The following is a 17,343-nucleotide window of genomic DNA, read 5'->3' on the forward strand; positions in this document are numbered from 1 at the left end:
GTACACCTGTGCCCCGCTCTTACCATCATCTGCAAGCAATGATGGGTGCTAACAATTAAGCAGCGATCGCGGCTTTCACCTGATTGACGATAGCGGCAAATGCCGGCTTGTCGGTCACAGCCATGTCGGCCAGTACCTTACGGTCCAACTCGATGGCAGCGCGCTTCAGACCATTCATGAAGACGCTGTAGGTCAGGCCGTGCGAACGCGAAGCCGCGTTGATACGGGTGATCCACAGTGCGCGGAACACGCGCTTCTTGTTACGGCGGTCACGGTAGGCATACTGGCCTGCGCGCATGACAGCCTGCTTGGCAACGCGGTAAACCTTGCTGCGGCGGCCGCGGTAGCCTTTGGCTTGATCGAGAACTTTCTTATGACGGGCCCGTGCTGTGACCCCACGTTTTACTCTAGGCATGGTTACTCCTTAAATGTGAGGTTAAGCGAACGGCATCATTGCGCGTACGGACACCATGTTTGTGGCATGGACATCGGTAGCACCGCGCAGTTGACGTTTGGTCTTGGTGGTTTTCTTGGTCAGGATGTGACGCTTGAACGCCTGGCCGCGCTTGACGGTTCCGCCCGGACGTACACGAAAGCGCTTCTTGGCGCTGCTTTTCGTTTTCATTTTTGGCATAGCAATACCTGTCCTTATGGACAGCTCCATTTTTTAACATGATTGCAGGTGGCCGCCTGTGGCTGCACTTTGATGCCTGCTCTCACTTGTTTTACGGCAACTTGAAAGTTGACGTTATTGCGCAGGCCGCCTGCAAGAAGCGGCCCGCGGAATTTTTTGGCTACTGCAACAGCTACTTCTTCTTTTTGGGCGCAAGCACCATGATCATCTGACGGCCTTCCATCTTGGGCCACTGCTCGACCTGGCCATACGGCTCAAGATCGGACTTCAGACGTTCCAGCATGCGCATGCCGATTTCCTGGTGAGCCATTTCACGGCCACGGAAACGCAGGGTAATTTTGGTCTTGTCGCCTTCATCCAGGAACTTGATGAGATTACGAACCTTGATGTTGTAATCGCCATCATCCGTACCCGGGCGGAATTTGACTTCCTTGACCGAAATGACTTTCTGCTTCAGCTTCGCTTCATGCGCCCGCTTCTGTTCCTGATACTTGAACTTGCCGTAGTCCATCAGACGCGCGACCGGTGGAGTAGCGTTTGGCGCAATCTCCACCAGATCAACGTTCTTCTCTTCAGCAAGACGGAAGGCTTCGGCCAGGCTAACGATGCCGATCGGCTCGTTCTCGACGCCACTCAGGCGCAGTTCGGGCGCATTGATTTCGCCATTAATGCGATGCGACTTGTCAGTAGCTATTGTAGTTTCCTTTGAAAATCAAATGATTAAGCCGTGCTTTTGCGCTGCGGGTTCCCCGCTCAGGCTTTGGTTTCGAGGTCTTGGGAGAGTCTTTCCACCAGCGCATCGACTGGCATGCTGCCCAGATCGACGTTGCCACGCGCACGCACGGCCACCGTATTCGAATCCCGCTCCTTGTCGCCCACCACTATGATGTACGGCAATTTTTGGACGGAATGCTCGCGTATTTTATAGGTTATTTTCTCGTTGCGCAAATCCGAATTCACCCTAAACCCTTGTTTTTTCAAGGCTTGTGTTACCTCACGGGCATAATCCGCCTGGGCATCGGAAATATTGAGAACCACAACCTGCACCGGCGCGAGCCACAACGGCAACGCGCCGGCATGGTTTTCGATCAGCATGCCGATAAAACGTTCCAGCGAACCGAGGATAGCCCGGTGCAGCATGACGGGCACCTTGCGGGTGTTGTCTTCGGCAACATACTCGGCTTCCAACCGTACAGGCATCGAGAAATCGACCTGAATCGTGCCGCATTGCCACATCCTGCCGATCGCATCCTTCAGCGTATATTCGATCTTCGGACCATAGAAAGCACCTTCACCCGGAGCAATTTCGAATTCGCATCCCGAACGCTTCAGCGATTCGATCAGCGCCGCCTCTGCCTTGTCCCAGGCCTCGTCCGAGCCAACCCGCTTTTCAGGACGGGTTGCGACCTTGTAGATGATTTCATTGAAGCCGAAATCCTTGTACACCTTCTGCAGCAAAGCAGTGGCATTGACGCACTCGTCCAGGATCTGGTCTTCGGTGCAGAAGATGTGGCCGTCATCCTGCGTAAAGCCGCGCACCCGCATCATGCCGTGCAGTGAACCGGAGGGCTCGTTGCGGTGGCACTGGCCGAATTCGCCATAGCGCAGCGGCAGCTCGCGGTAGGAATGCATGTTGGACTTGAAGATCTGCACGTGCCCGGGACAGTTCATCGGTTTCAGGGCGTAGGAACGGTTCTCGGACTCCGTCGTGAACATGTTTTCCTTGTAATTCTCCCAATGGCCTGACTTTTCCCACAGGCTGCGATCGAGAATCTGCGGCCCCTTCACTTCCTGGAAGCCATTGTCCTGGTAGACCGAGCGCATGTATTGCTCGACCTGCTGCCAGATGGTCCAGCCTTTCGGATGCCAGAAGATCAGGCCCGGAGCCTCGTCCTGGAAATGGAACAGATCCAGTTGACGACCCAGCTTGCGATGGTCGCGCTTCTCGGCTTCTTCCAGCATGTGCAGGTAGGCTTCCTGGTCTTCCTTCTTTCCCCAGGCGGTGCCGTAGATACGCTGCAGCATTTCGTTCTTGGAATCGCCGCGCCAGTAGGCGCCAGCCAGCTTCATCAGCTTGAACACCTTGAGTTTGCCGGTGGACGGCACGTGCGGGCCGCGGCACAGGTCGGTGAACTTGCCTTCCGCGTACAGCGAGACATCCTCGTTGGCGGGGATGGAGGCAATGATCTCGGCCTTGTAATCCTCGCCGATCGATTTGAAATAAGCGACTGCTTCATCGCGCGGCAGCACCGAACGGGTTACCGGCTCGTCACACTTGGCCAGTTCCGCCATTTTCTTTTCGATGGCCTGCAGATCCTCGGGCGTGAATGGACGCTTGTAGGAAAAGTCATAGTAGAAGCCGTTCTCGATCACCGGACCGATCGTGACCTGCGCATCGGGAAACAGCTCCTTGACCGCATAGGCCAGCAAGTGCGCCGCCGAATGGCGTATGACGTCGATGCCCTCAGGATCCTTGTCGGTGATGATGGCCAGCTCGGCATCGTGGTCGATCAGGTGGGAGGTATCGACCACCTTGCCATCCACCTTGCCGGCCAGCGCCGCCTTGGCCAGGCCTGCGCCTATGCTGGCGGCGACCTGCGCCACCGTAACCGGGGATTCGAACTGGCGCTGCGATCCATCGGGAAGTCTGACTGCAATCATTGTGCTCTCCATATCCGGCCTGAACCGGGTTACTGCGGTGTGGAAGATAAAGAACCGGGACGAAAAAAAACGCGGACCAGCCGCGCTTTTTCAATAAGTAAGACGAAAAAGATCCCGACTAGCGTCGCTCCTGGACTTGCTGCGGGGTAGTTCGCGGTGTCATAACCGGATTGCCTTTCTCGCTCTTACATAAACAGAATTTGGAATGAGGGGCGAGCTTACCAGACTCAACGCCGGATTTCCAGACTCAAAGCAGCACTTCCGCACCGGCCGCCCTGCCCCGGTAACGCCGGTAAAGCCATTGCACCATGGCGCCCATGCCGATCAGAGTTGCCAGAAAAACCAGCATGCCGCCAAGAACAGGGATGCTGGCAGCCAGACTGAACAGCAGCAACGCCGACGCCAGGAAAACGACCTGCCAGCCCGTGCCGGTTTTGCCTGATTGGTTCAATGCATGTGCAACAGCATGACCAACAAATAAGGCAGCACATAGATAGCCCAGCAACAACAGCAGCGGATACGCCAGCATCAATCCGAAACCGATCGGGATGCCGATCACAGTGATCATGAAAAGGATAGCCACGGGCGGCAATGTAAATAACAGGGCAAGGCCAAGCGCCAGACTTTTCAGCGGCGTATGCCACATGGCCTGCTCCGTGCCTTTCACTGCATTTGGAAAGACAAGAAACAGAATGGCGCCGCAGGCCAGCATGCTGATGAAGAATAGCGGATGCATCCAGCCACTGCCGGCGTTGCGACTGCGGCCTGGCGCGTCGGCTTCCCGCGTGACATGGCCGGCGACCAGCGCCAGTTCCTGATCGGAAAGCGGATTGCTGCTGGCATATACCAGATCTCCCCCTATCCTCGCTCCAGGCGCAAGCCGGATATCCTGACCGTAGAGACGGGCATTGCCCTTGACCTCGCCAGCCAGCACAAGCTTGCCGCCAGCCAGCTTGACATCCCTCATGGCTTGCCCGGCAAAGCGGACCTCTCCGCCTGCCAGCATCACATCGCCTCCCACGCGACTGGCTGGAGAAACGCTGACATTGCCACCAGTTGCCAGCAGGTCGCCGCCAATCTTGGCATCGACGGCTACCTTGCCGCCGGCGACACGCAGATCCTGACCCACCGCCGCCATCACATCGACCCTGCCGCCGGCCAGCGTGGCATCCTCGGCCACTGGCTCCGCAACCACTACCGCCCCGCCAGCCGCGTAAAGATCAGCCGGGACTGCCTGACTGATTCTGACGTCGCTGCCGGTCAGATAAGTGTTTCCTGAACCCAAATGCGACGCTGCGTTGCCACCCGCCATCGCTGCCAACGGCATACAGAAGACCACCAGGCCAAGAAGAAACTGTTTCAATGTGGACGCCATCTGCCTCTCCTTCCCTTGCGCTAGCTGACAGTTGACAGCCGCCAGGAGCCGTACCGGGACGATTCTGAGGAGATGGTATTGAATGAACAGGATGGAGCGGAATGATGTACATCAAAGTCCGCGGCGAGCATGCACGGCACGACAGCGCCACCGGAGATGAAAGCCTGAAAAGAGGAAAAAAAGCAGGAAAGGAAACATGGGGACAAAAAAAAGCACCGTCTTTCGACGGTGCTTTTTCCAAAACCAATGATTTTTCACCCTCGATACATCCAAAGATCAAAATTCATTGGTAGGCACGATTGGACTCGAACCAACGACCCCTACCATGTCAAGGTAGTGCTCTAACCAGCTGAGCTACGCGCCTGAGGAAGCAGGATTATAGGGGCATGAATCGGATTTGCCAAGGGTCATTTCAAACTTCTTCAATTCCGCCTGGCTTCCTGCACGCCGTTCACGTCGCGGATGATCTGCAAGGCTCTTTGCAACTGGGATGTGGAGGTGATCTCGGCAGTGAACGCCATGCGCGCCTGCCCCTTGCTGCTCTGGGTGCTGACGCCGATCACATTGATTTTCTCGCGCAGCAGGATTTCCGAGATGTCGCGCAGCAGACCCTGACGGTCGCTGGCCAGAATGAACAGGTCAACCGGATAGACCGTCTCGGCGGCCGGCAGCCCCCATTCAGTGGCGATCACCCGCTCCGGCGCCGCCGCCTCCATTGCCGCAAAGTTCTTGCAGGCCACGCGATGGATGGAAACACCCTTGCCACGCGTGACGAAACCGACGATCTCATCCGGCGGCGCCGGCTTGCAGCAGCGCGCCAGTTGGGTCAGCAAGCCTTCCGTGCCCACGACGAGCACGCCGGACTTCGCGCCCTGTGTCACGCTGGAGGCCCGGCTCTTTCGCGGCACGACGGCATCATCCGGATTGACCGGCTTGCCCGCTTTGCCATCCTCGGCATGCAATGCCTGCTCTACCTGGCGCAGGCTGAAGGTTTCCTTGCCGATGGCCAGGAAAAAATCGTCGAGCTTGGCAAAGCCCAGCTTGTGCGCGAGGTCTTCCAGATTGACCGAAGTCTTGCCTTCGCGCTGCAAGGTCTTTTCCACCTGCGAACGGCCGCTGTTCAGGGTTTCCTGCTGGTCGATGGCGTTGAACCAGGCGCGTATCTTGGCCCGGGTGCGCGAACTCACCGCGTAATCGGCGCTCAACCAGTCCCGCGACGGACCAGCCGCACCCGACGCGGCAACCCCTCCCTTGGCGGTGATGATTTCCACGGTCTGGCCATTTTTCAGCGCGGTGTTCAACGGCACCATCGCGCCGTCGACCTTGGCGCCGCGGCAGCGATGGCCGACATCGCTGTGCAGATGATAGGCAAAGTCGATCGGCGTGGCGCCGCTGGGCAGCTCGATCACGCGCGCCTGCGGCGTCAGCACGTAGATGCGGTCGTCCAGCGCGGCGGCCTTGAGCTTCTCGACCCAGTCGCGCCGCACTTCCTCCTGGCCGACCACGGCATCCACCACCTCCGACTTCCAGGCAAGGAGCTGCCGCAGCCAGGCGATCTTGGCGTCGTATTTTTCCCCGGCCGATCCCGGGCTTTCCTTGTAGCGCCAGTGCGCGGCGACACCGTATTCGGCGAAGTGGTGCATCTCGCTGGTGCGCACCTGCACTTCCAGGGGCCGGCCATCCTCGGCCAGCACGACGGTATGCAGCGAACGATAGCCATTGGCCTTGGGCCGGGAGATGTAGTCGTCGAATTCCTTGGGAATCGGCGCCCAGATGTTATGCACGATGCCCAGCACCGCATAGCAGGTCTTGATGTCCTCGACGATCACCCGGAATGCGCGCACGTCATACAGCTCGGAAAACTCGAGCGACTTGCCGCGCATCTTGTTCCAGATGCTGTAGATATGCTTGGGCCGGCCCGTGACCTCGGCCTTGATGCCGGCCGCAGCCAGTTCCGACTTCAGGCGCCCGATCGCCGAATTGACGAACTGCTCGCGGCCCAGCCGCTTTTCTTCCAGCATGCTGGCGATGCGCTTGTAGGTCTGCGGCTCGAGAAACCGGAACGACAGGTCTTCCAGCTCCCATTTCAACTGCCACACGCCGAGCCGGTTTGCCAGCGGCGCGTACAGGTCGAATGTCTCGCGCGCGTACTGGCAGGTGCGTTCATTCTGCAGCTTGTTGTCGGCAAAATAGCGCAGCGTGGTCAGGCGCGAGGCCAGTCGCACCAGCACCACCCGCATGTCGGAAGCCATGGCCAGCAGCATCTTGCGCAGCGTCTCGACCTGGGCTGTTGCCTGCTGGCTGCTGGCCTTGTCGGTCCGGTCGAAAACCGCCTTGTGCTGTCCGAAGGTCATTTCATGCAGCCGCATCAGCTGCCGTATGTGATCGACCAGTCCGGCAATCTCCGCGCCAAAACGTTCCTCGATCTGTTCCGCTGCCTTGTCATCGATGATGGGCAGCTCGAACAGCAGGCCGGCGATTCTGGTCTCGGCATCGGTCTTCAACGACGCCAGCGTCACGCCGACGCTCTCGGAAAACACGAAGGCGTCCTGCCCGGTCGCCACCGGGTTTCCTGAATACAGCGGACGAACGAATTCCAGCGCATCCAGCACGCGCTTTGCATCGGCCTCGGAGAGACCGGCTACCATTTGAACCGATGCCTCGTCGCTCGCAGTCGAAATCGATACCATGAACCCGGATACTCCTACACGGCCGCTGTGACCACGACTTCAATCAGCAATTCGGGCCGCGCCAGCAGGGCCTGCACGGTGGCGCGCGGCGGCGTATGCCCGGCCGGCACCCACGCATCCCAGATGGCATTCATCGCAGCGATGTCCTTGATGTCGGCCAGATAGATCTGGCACATCAGGATGCGGTTCTTGTCGCTGCCCGCCTCGGCCAGCAGGCGATCGACATGCCCCAGCACCTCGCGTGTTTGTCCTTCGATATTCTGGGTCGCATCCTCGGCGATCTGGCCGGCCAGATAAACCACGCCGTTATGGATCGCCGCTTCAGACAGGCGCGGCCCGACATGCATTCTCTTGATATCCATCGTTCTTTCCAAAATGTTGCAACCGGCAGCTCAGTCGAGCAGGAATTTCTGCACGACCGCAATCTGGTCGCCATGCATCAGGCTGGGCGCATGACCAACGCCGGCGAATTCGACCAGGCGCGCCTTGGGCCCGCGGCTTGCCATGTCCCGCGCGGTTTCCGCAGTCAGCAGATCCGACTCGGCGCCGCGCAGCAGCAGGGTGGGACAACGTATCGCATCATAGGCCGCCCACAGCATGGCTTCCGCCTGGGCAGTGGCTTCCACCGTGCTGCTCTTGAATGGCAGCGCCAGTTGCGGATCATAATGCCTGATCCATTTTCCTTCCGCGTCCTGGCGCAGTACATCGGCCGCCAGCTTCTTCCATTCGTGGTCGGCGTGCGGGCCGAAGGTCGCGGTAATGGTGCGTATGTACTGCTCGCCCTCCTCGAACGTGTCGAACTGCACCTGTTCGCCGATGTAGGCGCCGATGCGTTCCAGCGCCGCGTGGTTCAAGGCGGGACCGATGTCGTTCAGTACCAGGCGGCGTATGGAATTGCCTTCGAGTCCGGCCAGGCCCATGCCTATCAGCCCTCCCATGGAGGTGCCGACCCAGTCGACGCTGTCGGCATCCAGCCGCGCCAGCAGCGTCACCATGTCGGACACATATTGCGGCAGCAGGTAATAGGCGGGATTGCGCAGCCAGCCGGAACGGCCGCGGCCAACCACGTCAGGACATACGACGCGGTAGACGTCGCTCAGTTCACGCGCCAGCGCGTCGAAATCGTCGGAGACGCGGGTTACGCCATGCACGCAGACCAGCACATTGCGATTGCGCGGGTCGCCCCATTCCTTGTACGCCATGCGGTGCAGCCCGCCTGGCGAAATGCATTGCACATACTTGATCGGGGGATAGCCTGGACCGGGAGCGGGAGGAATTGTCATGAGGATTTACCGTAGAAGTACTGGCATGCGAAACCTGTATTTTACTAAGCGTTCCGCTTAGAATCCGATAACTTCTTTACATTTCATCAATCTTGGCGATAGAGGACTTCATGCAAGGCACCACTCTGAAAGGCAAGACCGCCCTGGTAACCGGTTCCACTTCCGGCATCGGCCTGGGCATCGCGCGCGCGCTGGCGGCGCAGGGCGCAAACATCATGTTCAACGGCTTTGGCGACGCCACCGCCATTACCAAGCTGCAGGCGGACGTGGCCAAGGAATTCGGCATCAAGACGTCCTATCACAATGCGGACATGGCGCAGCCGACCGAGATCGAACTGATGATGCGCAGCGCCGTGGAGCAATTCGGCGGCGTCGATATCGTCGTCAACAATGCCGGCATTCAGCATGTCGCCAACATCGAGGATTTTCCCGTGGACAAGTGGGACGCGGTGATTGCAATCAACCTCAACTCAGCCTTCCACACCACCCGCCTGGCATTGCCGCGCATGAAGGAACAGAACTGGGGCCGCATCATCAACGTGGCCTCGGCGCACGGCCTGGTGGCATCGGCGCAGAAGTCAGCTTATGTCGCGGCCAAGCACGGACTGGTCGGCCTGACCAAGGTCACTGCGCTCGAAACAGCGCAAACGGGCATTACCTGCAACGCGATCTGCCCGGGCTGGGTGCTGACGCCGCTGGTGCAGAAGCAGGTGGATGCCCGTGCAGCCGAGAACGGGGTGTCCAACGACGAAGCCAAGCGCATGCTGCTGTCGGAAAAGCAACCGTCGGGGGAATTCGTCACCCCGGAACAGCTAGGCGCACTGGCGGTTTTCATGTGCAGCGAGGCGGCCAGCCAGGTGCGCGGCGTGGCCTGGAACATGGATGGCGGCTGGGTCGCGCAGTAACCCACTTCAGAACGGGAATAAAAAACGGCGCCTGGTCAAAGGCGCCGTTTTTATTGATGCCGTCCGATCAGGCAACTGCCGAGGTATCCAGCGGTGCGCCGGTCTTGGCGACGATCTCGTCGACGGTGACGCCAGGCGCCAGCTCGACCAGCTTCAGGCCCTGCTCGGCGACGTCGATCACGCCAAGGTCGGTAATGATGCGGTCCACCACGTTGACGCCGGTCAGCGGCAGGTCGCACTTCTTCAGGATCTTGTGCGACGTGCTGCCGTCCTTGGCCTTGGCCACATGCTCCATCAGCACCACGACCCGCTTGACGCCTGCAACCAGGTCCATCGCGCCGCCCATGCCCTTGACCATCTTGCCGGGGATCATCCAGTTCGCCAGGTCGCCATGCTCGGATACTTGCATCGCGCCAAGGATGGCGATATTGACCTTGCCGCCACGAATCATGGCGAACGAATCGGCCGATGGAAAATACGAGGCGCCCGGCAATGCCGTCACGGTTTGCTTGCCGGCATTGATCAGGTCGGGATCGATCGTCTCTTCGGTCGGGAAAGGACCGATGCCCAGCAGGCCGTTTTCCGACTGCAGCCAGACTTCCATGTTTTGCGGCACATAGTTGGCCACCATGGTGGGCAAGCCGATGCCGAGGTTGACGTAAAAACCGTCCTGCAATTCCTGGGCCGCGCGCGCGGCCATTTCTTCACGAGTCCATGCCATGATCTGTCTCCCGATTATTTAGCACGTATCGTGCGTTGCTCGATTCGTTTTTCCGGGCTCGCATTGACGACGATGCGATGCACGAAAATGCTGGGCGTATGCACATGGTCAGGGTCGATCTCGCCAACCTCGACCAGCTTCTCGACTTCGACCACTGTGATCTTGCCGGCCATCGCGACGTTGGGGTTGAAGTTGCGCGCAGTCTTGTTGTACACCAGGTTGCCGGCCTTGTCGGCCATATAGGCTTTCACCAGGGACACGTCCGCGACCAGCGAGCGCTCCAGCACATATTGTTCGCCGTCGAATTCCCGCACATCCTTGCCTTCCGCGACGATGGTGCCGACGCCGGTCTTGGTGAAGAAGGCTGGAATGCCGGAGCCACCGGCACGCAGCTTCTCGGCCAGGGTGCCTTGCGGCGTGAATTCCAGTTCCAGTTCGCCGGCCAGATACTGGCGCTCGAACTCCTTGTTCTCACCGACATAGGACGCGATCATCTTCTTGATCTGACGCGTTGCAAGCAGTTGGCCAAGGCCGAAGTTGTCCACGCCTGCGTTGTTGGAAATGGCGGTCAGGTTCTTGACGCCGGAGTCGCGCAGCGCTGCGATCAGTGCCTCGGGTATGCCGCACAGGCCAAAGCCGCCTACGGCAATGGTCTGCCCGTCCTTGACGATGTCGGCAAGTGCGGATGCCGCATCGGGATAAACTTTCTTCATAGCGTCCCTTTGTGTAAAGTAGACCGGATTCCAATAAGAAATGCGGTCATTTATGATGCAACCGGAAGAATAGATTGCCGTATACCGCAGCACAATACCGTAGAAGTACGAACTTCATCTCGGATAAAGAGCGTATCACCCCATGAGACAAGGCGTTGCCATCGACTTCGAGACCATCTTCATGCATGCCCCGGTGGGCATGTGTGTTTCCCATAACCGCGTAATCCAGGCCAGCAACCGCGCGCTGGACCGGATGTTTGGCTACGCCCAGGGCGAGCTGAACGGCAAGTCTTTCTCCGTGCTCTACCCTTCGCCGGACGAATTCGAGCGCACCGGCGCCCGCATCGTGCCCATCATGAATGCCTGCGGCCGTTATTCCGATGAACGCATCATGAAGCGTGCAAACCAGGAATTGTTTTGGTGCCATGTGTCCGGCAGCGCGCTGGTGCCGCAGGACGCCCACGCAGCCGGCATCTGGACCTTCGATGATCTGAGCGCGAAACGCCCCGTCACCGCCGAACTGACGCCGCGCGAGAGGGAGATCGCGGCCCTGCTGGTGGAAGGCAAGACCAGCAAGCTGATCGCACGCCAGGTGGGCCTGAGTCCGCGTACTGTCGAGATGCATCGCGCCAGGCTGATGCGCAAGTTCGCCGCCGCCACGTCCAGCGAACTGGTCAATCGATTGCTGGGCGTGGCGCGCCAGGCGCCGCCGGGCAACCCGGCCGCGGCCGAAGCCACCGTCGTTTGAACGCCTGATTACTGGCTTGCCGGCTATTCGGCCTGCAAAGGGCGCGACAGGATGGCCCGCAGTTCCGGGGAGATTGGCGTCGACTTGCCTGCCGTAAAATCCACCCAGACCACCTTGGCCGCGCCCTCCGCCGCCAGCACGTCCGGCTGATCGACTCGCCGGATCTCGTGGAAGGTTTCGAAGCTGGTGCGGCCGAAGGCGCCGACGAAGGTGCGTATCTCGATCTGGCCCGGATATTCAAGCTGCCTGAGGAAGGTGCAGCTTGCATTGATCAGCACCGGCCCCTCGCCTTGTGGATTGGGAGAACAGGCGATGCTGGTGAACCAGTCGATGCGGGCGGTTTCGATATAGGTGAAGTACTTGGCATTGTTGACATGACCCATCATGTCCATGTCGCCCCAGCGTATCGGCATGCGGGTCACATGCACCAGCGTGCGGTCTGCCATGGTCAGGACGCGCTCATGCCGTCGTCGGCCGTCATGATCGCGCCGTTGATGAAGTGGGCTTCATCGGATGCCAGCAGCAGCAGCAGGCCGTCGAGGTCCTGCGGCTCGCCGACGCGCTTCCTGGGCAGCATGTTGACCAGCGCCTTGCCCTGCTCCGACTGGAAATGCTCGGCATTGATTTCGGTGCTGATATAACCGGGGCAGATCGCGTTGACGTTGATGTTGTAGCGGCCCCATTCCACAGCCATCGACTTGGTCATGTGAACCACGGCTGCCTTGCTGACGCAGTAGATGCCGATTTGCGGCAACACCCGCAGGCCGGCCACGGACGCAATGTTGATGATGCGGTGCTGTTTCTTCGGATCGCCCTTGGCGCGCGCGATCATGCGCTTGGCCGCTTCCTGCGCGACGAAAAAGGCGCCGCGCTGATTGGTGTCCATGACATAGGCGTAGTCGTCAGGCGTGACGTCGATCAGGCGCTGGGTGGTGGACACGCCGGAATTATTGACCAGGATATCGATCGGGCCGGCTTCGGTCTCTGCATGCGCAATCGCGGCCTTGATGCTGGCATAGTCGGTCACGTCCAGGCTGACGACGTGGGCGGCGCCGCCGTCGGCCTCGATCTCGGCCCGCAGTTCCTTCAGGCGCTCGATGCGGCGCGACGCCAGCACCACCTGCGCGCCTCCCTGGGCAAGTACTTTCGCAAAGCGTGCACCCAGGCCGCTCGACGCGCCGGTGACCATGGCGACCTTGCCTTCGAAATTGAGTTCTATCCCCACAATTTTCTCCTTGAATTGTTTTACCTTGACGCTGGCGCTGGCCAAGCCGCTAAGATTACATGAATGGCGGGCGTTTAGAGGCGCGCATCTAGTATTCTGACGCAAAATCCCGGACAATTAGCACGCACGTTCGAAAATAAAGTAAAGGTAACGAGACCATGACGGAGAACCAGAGCATTCTTGAACAATACGGTCCGCGCGAAGCGATGGAGTATGACGTCGTGATCGTCGGTGGCGGACCCGGCGGCCTGTCGGCCGCGATTCGCCTGAAGCAACTGGCAGAGAAGAGCGGCCGCGAGGTCTCGGTCTGCGTGCTGGAAAAAGGCGGCGAGGTCGGCGCCCACATCCTGTCGGGCGCGGTGATGGACCCGATCGCCATGAACGAGCTGTTCCCCAACTGGCGCGAACTGGGCGCCCCTCTGAACACTCCGGTCAGCGAAGACCGCTTCATGTTCCTGACCGAAAAGAAGGCCCGCACCACCCCGGAATGGATGCTGCCGGCCTGCTTCAAGAACCATGGAAATTACGTCGTGTCGCTGGCCAATGTGACGCGCTGGCTGGGCCAGCAGGCTGAAGCGCTCGGCGTGGAAGTCTTCCCCGGCTTTCCGGCCGCGGAGATCCTGTACAACGACGACGGCTCCGTCAAGGGCGTTGCCACCGGCAACATGGGCGTGGACCGCGAAGGCAAGCCCACCGACGCCTTCCAGCTCGGCATGGAACTGCACGCGAAGTACACCCTGTTTGCCGAAGGCTCGCGCGGCAATCTGGGCAAGCAATTGATGCAGCGCTTCGACCTCAATGCCGGACGCGATCCGCAGACCTATGGCATCGGCATCAAGGAACTGTGGGAAATCGATCCGAAGATGCACAAGCCGGGCCTGGTGATCCACACCGCCGGCTGGCCGCTGGACGCGACCACCTATGGCGGCTCCTTCCTCTACCACCTGGAGAACAACCAGGTGGCGGTCGGCTATGTGGTGGGCCTGTCCTACTCCAATCCCTACCTGTCGCCGTACGAGGAATTCCAGCGCTACAAGACGCACCCGGAAATCCGCAAGTTCTTCGAAGGCGGCAAGCGCATCTCCTACGGCGCGCGCGCCATCACCGCGGGCGGCCTGCAGTCGCTGCCGAAGCTGACCTTCCCCGGTGGCGTGCTGCTGGGCTGCGATGCCGGCTTCCTCAATGCCAGCCGCATCAAGGGCAGCCATGCCGCGATGAAAACCGGCATGATGGCCGCCGAAGCCGCGTTCGATGCGCTCGGTGCGGAGCGCCAGCATGATGAGCTCACGGCTTATCCAGAGGCTTTCCGCAACAGCTGGCTGTACGACGAACTGCACAAGGCGCGCAACTTCAAGCCCTTCATGGGACAGGGGCTGTACACCGGCACGCTGATGGTGGGCATCGACCAGGTGCTGTTCCGCGGCAAGGCGCCATGGACACTGCGCCACAAGAAGCCGGACAACGAGTATCTGCGGCCGGCAGCCGAGTTCAAGCCCATCGTCTATCCGAAACCGGACGGCAAGCTGACCTTCGACCGGCTGTCCTCGGTATTCATCTCCAACACCAATCATGCCGAAGACCAGCCGGTGCACCTGACGCTGAAGGACCCGAACGTGCCGGTCGACATCAACCTGCATATCTATGCCGGCCCCGAGCAGCGCTATTGCCCGGCGGGTGTGTATGAGTATGTGACCAGCGACGAGGGCAAGGAAAGGCTGCAGATCAATGCCCAGAACTGCGTGCACTGCAAGACCTGCGATATCAAGGACCCGACCCAGAACATCGTCTGGGTGACGCCGGAAGGCGGCGGCGGGCCAAACTATCCGAACATGTAAGAACAAAAAAGCCGCGACAAGCGGCTTTTTTTACGACCAGTCTTTCATACGGACGAACGGTAACCCATCCGCCGTCCCTACTTCACTGGCCACGCGCCGGAAACGATTTTCTCCAGCCAGAAGGAGCCGATCACGGTCTTCACGTCGGTGATCTTGCCTTCCCTGACCCATTGCAGCAGTTCATCGACCGACACCGTCATGGTTTCGAGGAACTCGCCATCATCCAGCGCGCTCTCGCCCGCCACCAGGCCGCGTGCCAGGTAGATTTCGAGATGCTCGTCGGAATAGGCGATGGCATTGTGAATCGTGCAGACGAACTGCCAGTCGGTCGCGGTGTAGCCGGTTTCTTCCTTCAGTTCACGCTTGGCACAGTCGAGATGGTCCTCGCCCGGATCGATTTTTCCGGCCGGGAATTCATAGAAGACCTGGTCCAGCGGATAACGGTACTGCCGTTCGATCAGGATGCTGCCGTCATCGAGCACGGGCAGGATCACGACCGCGCCCGGATGCTTTATGTATTCGCGCTCGGAGTGCGCGCCGTTGGGCAGCATGACCCTGTCTTTCTGAACCTTCAAAAAGTCGCCGTCATACACGGTCGAGCTGTCGACACGGGTTTCTCTCAGGTGCTTGTCCATGATGATCCTTTCGCCAATAACGGCGCTCAGCCCTGGCGGCGTCGCAGGTAGCGGTACACGAAGCCGGGATAGGCCAGCACAATGAAGAGACAGCCGGTGACTGCATAGAATTCCCAGCGCTGCGGAAAACGGTTGCCCATGCGCGACTCGAGCAGAAATGCCAGCAAACCGACCGCGGCATAAAGGCAGAACATTTCCAGCAGGCGCAGCCAGAACGGCTTGGCCGCGCCGCGCCAGGGAATCAGGCCAAACACGCGCTCGCTGAGAAAGGCAGGTTGGCCGCAAGAGCGGCCAACAGGATCACCAGCCAGCTGGAGAGGGAAACGTCCATCTAGCGGGAGAGAACCGGCATCAGGAAGCCAGGGTACGCAGGATGGCGGCGCCGCAGGCAGCCATCAGCGGGCCGGGCAGCAGGCCCAGCACGACCACAGCTGCGCCGTTCAGGCTGAGCGCAATGCGCATGTCGCCGTTGGCGACGATGCGGTTCGTATCGGTCGCGTCATCGAAATACATCAGCTTGATGATGCGCAGGTAGTAATACGCGCCGACCAGCGAGAACAGCACCGCAACGATGGCCAGCCACAGCATGCCCGCACTCACTACCGACTGCAGCACGGCCAGCTTGGCATAGAAGCCCATCATCGGCGGCACGCCGGCCAGGGACAGCAGCAGCACCATCATCACCGCCGCAAACCACGGGCTGCGCTGGTTGAGTCCCTTGAAGTCGTCGAGGTTGTCGGCTTCGAAACCGGCGCGCGACAGCAGCATGATCACGCCGAAGGTGCCCAGCGTGGTCAGCACATAGGTGATGGCATAGAACATCGACGAGCTGTAGGCATTGGCAGCGGCATTGGCATCGCTGCCGGCATACACGCCCGACAGCAGGCCCAGCAGCATGAAGCCCATCTGCGAGATCGTCGAATAGGCAAGCATGCGCTTCAGATTGGTTTGCGCAATCGCTGTGATGTTGCCGATCGCCATGGAGACCACGGCCATCACGGTCAGCATCTGCTGCCAGTCGACAGCCAGCGTCCACAGGCCTTCCACCAGCAGGCGCATGCAGATGGCGAACGCCGCCAGCTTCGGCGCGCCGCCCAGCAGCAGCGTGACCGAGGTCGGCGCGCCCTGGTAGACGTCAGGTACCCACATATGGAACGGTGCGGCGCCCAGCTTGAATGCCAGGCCGGCCACGACGAACACCACGCCGAACACCAGCACCATGCGGTTGACGGTACCGGAGGCGGTGATGCGCGCCACTTCAGCCAGATCCAGCGAGCCGGTTGCGCCATACAGCATCGAGATGCCATACAACAGGAAGCCGGAGGCCAGCGCGCCGAGAATGAAATACTTCATCGCCGCTTCGGTGGACGCCGTATGGTCGCGGCGCAGCGCAACCAGCGCGTACAGCGACAGCGACATCAGTTCGAGGCCGAGGTAAATGATCAGGAAGTTGTTTGCAGACAGCATCACCATCTGGCCTACCAGCGAAAACAGCGCCAGCACGTAGAATTCGCCGCCGGTATTGACCGTCACCATGTTGCGGTCGGTGGTGTACTGGCGCGAATAGATCAGCGTCAGGCCGACTGCCAGATAGGAAAACAGCTTCAGCAGGTTGGACATCGGGTCCGACACGAACATGTTGCCGAAGGTGTACTGGGTAGCGCCGTGATTGAAGTCCACCAGCGTCAGCGCGGCACACACCGCGAGCGCGCCGAGAGACAGCAGGTAGGTGAGGTTGCGCCTGGCATCGCTCAGGAACATGTCGATCAGCAGGATGACGGACGTCGCGACCACCAGAAAAATTTCGGGGTACAACGGTGCGAGATTCAGGTTGTTCATGGTTTCCGCTTTGATTGCGCCGGTTTTATTGCAGGTGGCATGCAGCGCGCCGCATGCCACCGATAACTTGCCCCTGCCG

General features: G+C 59.9%; 18 protein-coding genes, 1 tRNA gene and 1 pseudogene. 4 read left to right on the plus strand and 16 right to left on the minus strand.

The genetic code is table 11. The features are described 5' to 3' along the window. Window positions 1-55 precede the first annotated feature (55 nt). The 5 genes from rplT to ABC383_RS08105 all read right to left on the minus strand — a co-directional run bounded on the left by rplT (window position 56) and on the right by ABC383_RS08105 (window position 4,670). Window positions 56-415 (minus strand): 50S ribosomal protein L20, encoded by a 360-nt coding sequence (gene rplT / locus ABC383_RS08085; RefSeq protein ID WP_194714186.1) that lies wholly within the window; start codon window positions 413-415, stop codon window positions 56-58. Between the two features lie 21 nt (window positions 416-436). After that, window positions 437-634 (minus strand): 50S ribosomal protein L35, encoded by a 198-nt coding sequence (gene rpmI / locus ABC383_RS08090; protein WP_413016273.1) that lies wholly within the window; start codon window positions 632-634, stop codon window positions 437-439. A 172-nt stretch (window positions 635-806) separates the two neighbouring features. Further along, window positions 807-1,328, minus strand: a complete 522-nt coding sequence (gene infC, locus ABC383_RS08095; RefSeq protein ID WP_413016275.1) for a translation initiation factor IF-3 — start codon at window positions 1,326-1,328, stop codon at window positions 807-809. A gap of 59 nt (window positions 1,329-1,387) precedes the next feature. Then, a complete protein-coding gene (gene thrS, locus ABC383_RS08100; protein ID WP_413012979.1) occupies window positions 1,388-3,295 on the minus strand; it encodes a threonine--tRNA ligase in 1,908 nt (635 codons plus the stop codon). A gap of 247 nt (window positions 3,296-3,542) precedes the next feature. Further along, window positions 3,543-4,670, minus strand: coding sequence for a DUF8173 domain-containing protein (locus tag ABC383_RS08105; protein ID WP_413012981.1), 1,128 nt, complete (start codon window positions 4,668-4,670; stop codon window positions 3,543-3,545). 101 nt (window positions 4,671-4,771) lie between these two features. On the opposite strand from ABC383_RS08105, the gene ABC383_RS08110 reads away from it, so the two are divergent. Continuing rightward, complete coding sequence (locus ABC383_RS08110) at window positions 4,772-4,963, plus strand: hypothetical protein (protein WP_413012983.1); 192 nt, start codon at window positions 4,772-4,774, stop codon at window positions 4,961-4,963. Here the strand turns inward: ABC383_RS08110 and ABC383_RS08115 are convergent. From ABC383_RS08115 to ABC383_RS08130, 4 genes are all read right to left on the minus strand, one after another. Further along, window positions 4,958-5,034: transfer RNA gene (locus ABC383_RS08115), tRNA-Val, on the minus strand. The genes ABC383_RS08110 and ABC383_RS08115 overlap by 6 nt on opposite strands. 58 nt (window positions 5,035-5,092) lie before the next feature. Then, the gene (locus ABC383_RS08120) at window positions 5,093-7,360 is read right to left on the minus strand and encodes a RelA/SpoT family protein (RefSeq protein WP_413012985.1); all 2,268 of its coding nucleotides are present in this window, start codon (window positions 7,358-7,360) and stop codon (window positions 5,093-5,095) included. A 14-nt stretch (window positions 7,361-7,374) separates the two neighbouring features. Continuing rightward, window positions 7,375-7,722, minus strand: a complete 348-nt coding sequence (locus ABC383_RS08125; protein WP_413012987.1) for a RidA family protein — start codon at window positions 7,720-7,722, stop codon at window positions 7,375-7,377. Window positions 7,723-7,752: 30 nt separating this feature from the next. Further along, the gene (locus ABC383_RS08130; protein ID WP_413012989.1) at window positions 7,753-8,643 is read right to left on the minus strand and encodes an alpha/beta fold hydrolase; all 891 of its coding nucleotides are present in this window, start codon (window positions 8,641-8,643) and stop codon (window positions 7,753-7,755) included. Between the two features lie 110 nt (window positions 8,644-8,753). On the opposite strand from ABC383_RS08130, the gene ABC383_RS08135 reads away from it, so the two are divergent. Then, window positions 8,754-9,548, plus strand: coding sequence for a 3-hydroxybutyrate dehydrogenase (locus ABC383_RS08135; RefSeq protein WP_413012991.1), 795 nt, complete (start codon window positions 8,754-8,756; stop codon window positions 9,546-9,548). A gap of 67 nt (window positions 9,549-9,615) precedes the next feature. Here ABC383_RS08135 and ABC383_RS08140 read toward each other — a convergent pair whose 3' ends face one another. Both ABC383_RS08140 and ABC383_RS08145 read right to left on the minus strand, forming a co-directional pair. After that, window positions 9,616-10,269 (minus strand): CoA transferase subunit B, encoded by a 654-nt coding sequence (locus tag ABC383_RS08140; RefSeq protein WP_413012992.1) that lies wholly within the window; start codon window positions 10,267-10,269, stop codon window positions 9,616-9,618. Between the two features lie 14 nt (window positions 10,270-10,283). Next, the gene (locus ABC383_RS08145) at window positions 10,284-10,982 is read right to left on the minus strand and encodes a CoA transferase subunit A (RefSeq protein WP_413012993.1); all 699 of its coding nucleotides are present in this window, start codon (window positions 10,980-10,982) and stop codon (window positions 10,284-10,286) included. Window positions 10,983-11,124: 142 nt separating this feature from the next. Here ABC383_RS08145 and ABC383_RS08150 point away from each other — a divergent pair, with 142 nt between their 5' ends. Beyond that, window positions 11,125-11,730 carry a LuxR C-terminal-related transcriptional regulator gene (locus ABC383_RS08150; protein ID WP_413012995.1) on the plus strand — a complete coding sequence of 202 codons (606 nt, stop codon included), beginning with the start codon at window positions 11,125-11,127 and terminating at the stop codon, window positions 11,728-11,730. A gap of 23 nt (window positions 11,731-11,753) precedes the next feature. On the opposite strand, the gene ABC383_RS08155 is transcribed toward ABC383_RS08150, so the two are convergent. Together ABC383_RS08155 and ABC383_RS08160 are read right to left on the minus strand one after the other, a co-directional pair. After that, on the minus strand, window positions 11,754-12,176 hold the full coding sequence (locus tag ABC383_RS08155; protein WP_413012997.1) for an acyl-CoA thioesterase: 423 nt from the start codon (window positions 12,174-12,176) through the stop codon (window positions 11,754-11,756). A 2-nt stretch (window positions 12,177-12,178) separates the two neighbouring features. Continuing rightward, the gene (locus ABC383_RS08160; RefSeq protein ID WP_194714175.1) at window positions 12,179-12,955 is read right to left on the minus strand and encodes an SDR family oxidoreductase; all 777 of its coding nucleotides are present in this window, start codon (window positions 12,953-12,955) and stop codon (window positions 12,179-12,181) included. A gap of 158 nt (window positions 12,956-13,113) precedes the next feature. Between ABC383_RS08160 and ABC383_RS08165 the strand changes: the two genes are divergently transcribed. Further along, window positions 13,114-14,790, plus strand: a complete 1,677-nt coding sequence (locus ABC383_RS08165) for an electron transfer flavoprotein-ubiquinone oxidoreductase (protein WP_413013000.1) — start codon at window positions 13,114-13,116, stop codon at window positions 14,788-14,790. A 77-nt stretch (window positions 14,791-14,867) separates the two neighbouring features. Here ABC383_RS08165 and ABC383_RS08170 read toward each other — a convergent pair whose 3' ends face one another. The 3 genes and pseudogenes from ABC383_RS08170 to nuoN all read right to left on the minus strand — a co-directional run bounded on the left by ABC383_RS08170 (window position 14,868) and on the right by nuoN (window position 17,264). Next, window positions 14,868-15,425, minus strand: coding sequence for an NUDIX domain-containing protein (locus ABC383_RS08170; protein WP_413013002.1), 558 nt, complete (start codon window positions 15,423-15,425; stop codon window positions 14,868-14,870). Between the two features lie 26 nt (window positions 15,426-15,451). Next, a pseudogene (locus ABC383_RS08175) lies at window positions 15,452-15,756 on the minus strand (DUF2818 family protein). Window positions 15,757-15,776: 20 nt separating this feature from the next. Next, a complete protein-coding gene (nuoN, locus tag ABC383_RS08180) occupies window positions 15,777-17,264 on the minus strand; it encodes an NADH-quinone oxidoreductase subunit NuoN (RefSeq protein WP_413013003.1) in 1,488 nt (495 codons plus the stop codon). Between the last annotated feature and the right edge of the window lie 79 nt (window positions 17,265-17,343).

The organism is Noviherbaspirillum phoenicis, assembly GCF_047237965.1.
Taxonomy (GTDB): domain Bacteria; phylum Pseudomonadota; class Gammaproteobacteria; order Burkholderiales; family Burkholderiaceae_D; genus Noviherbaspirillum_A.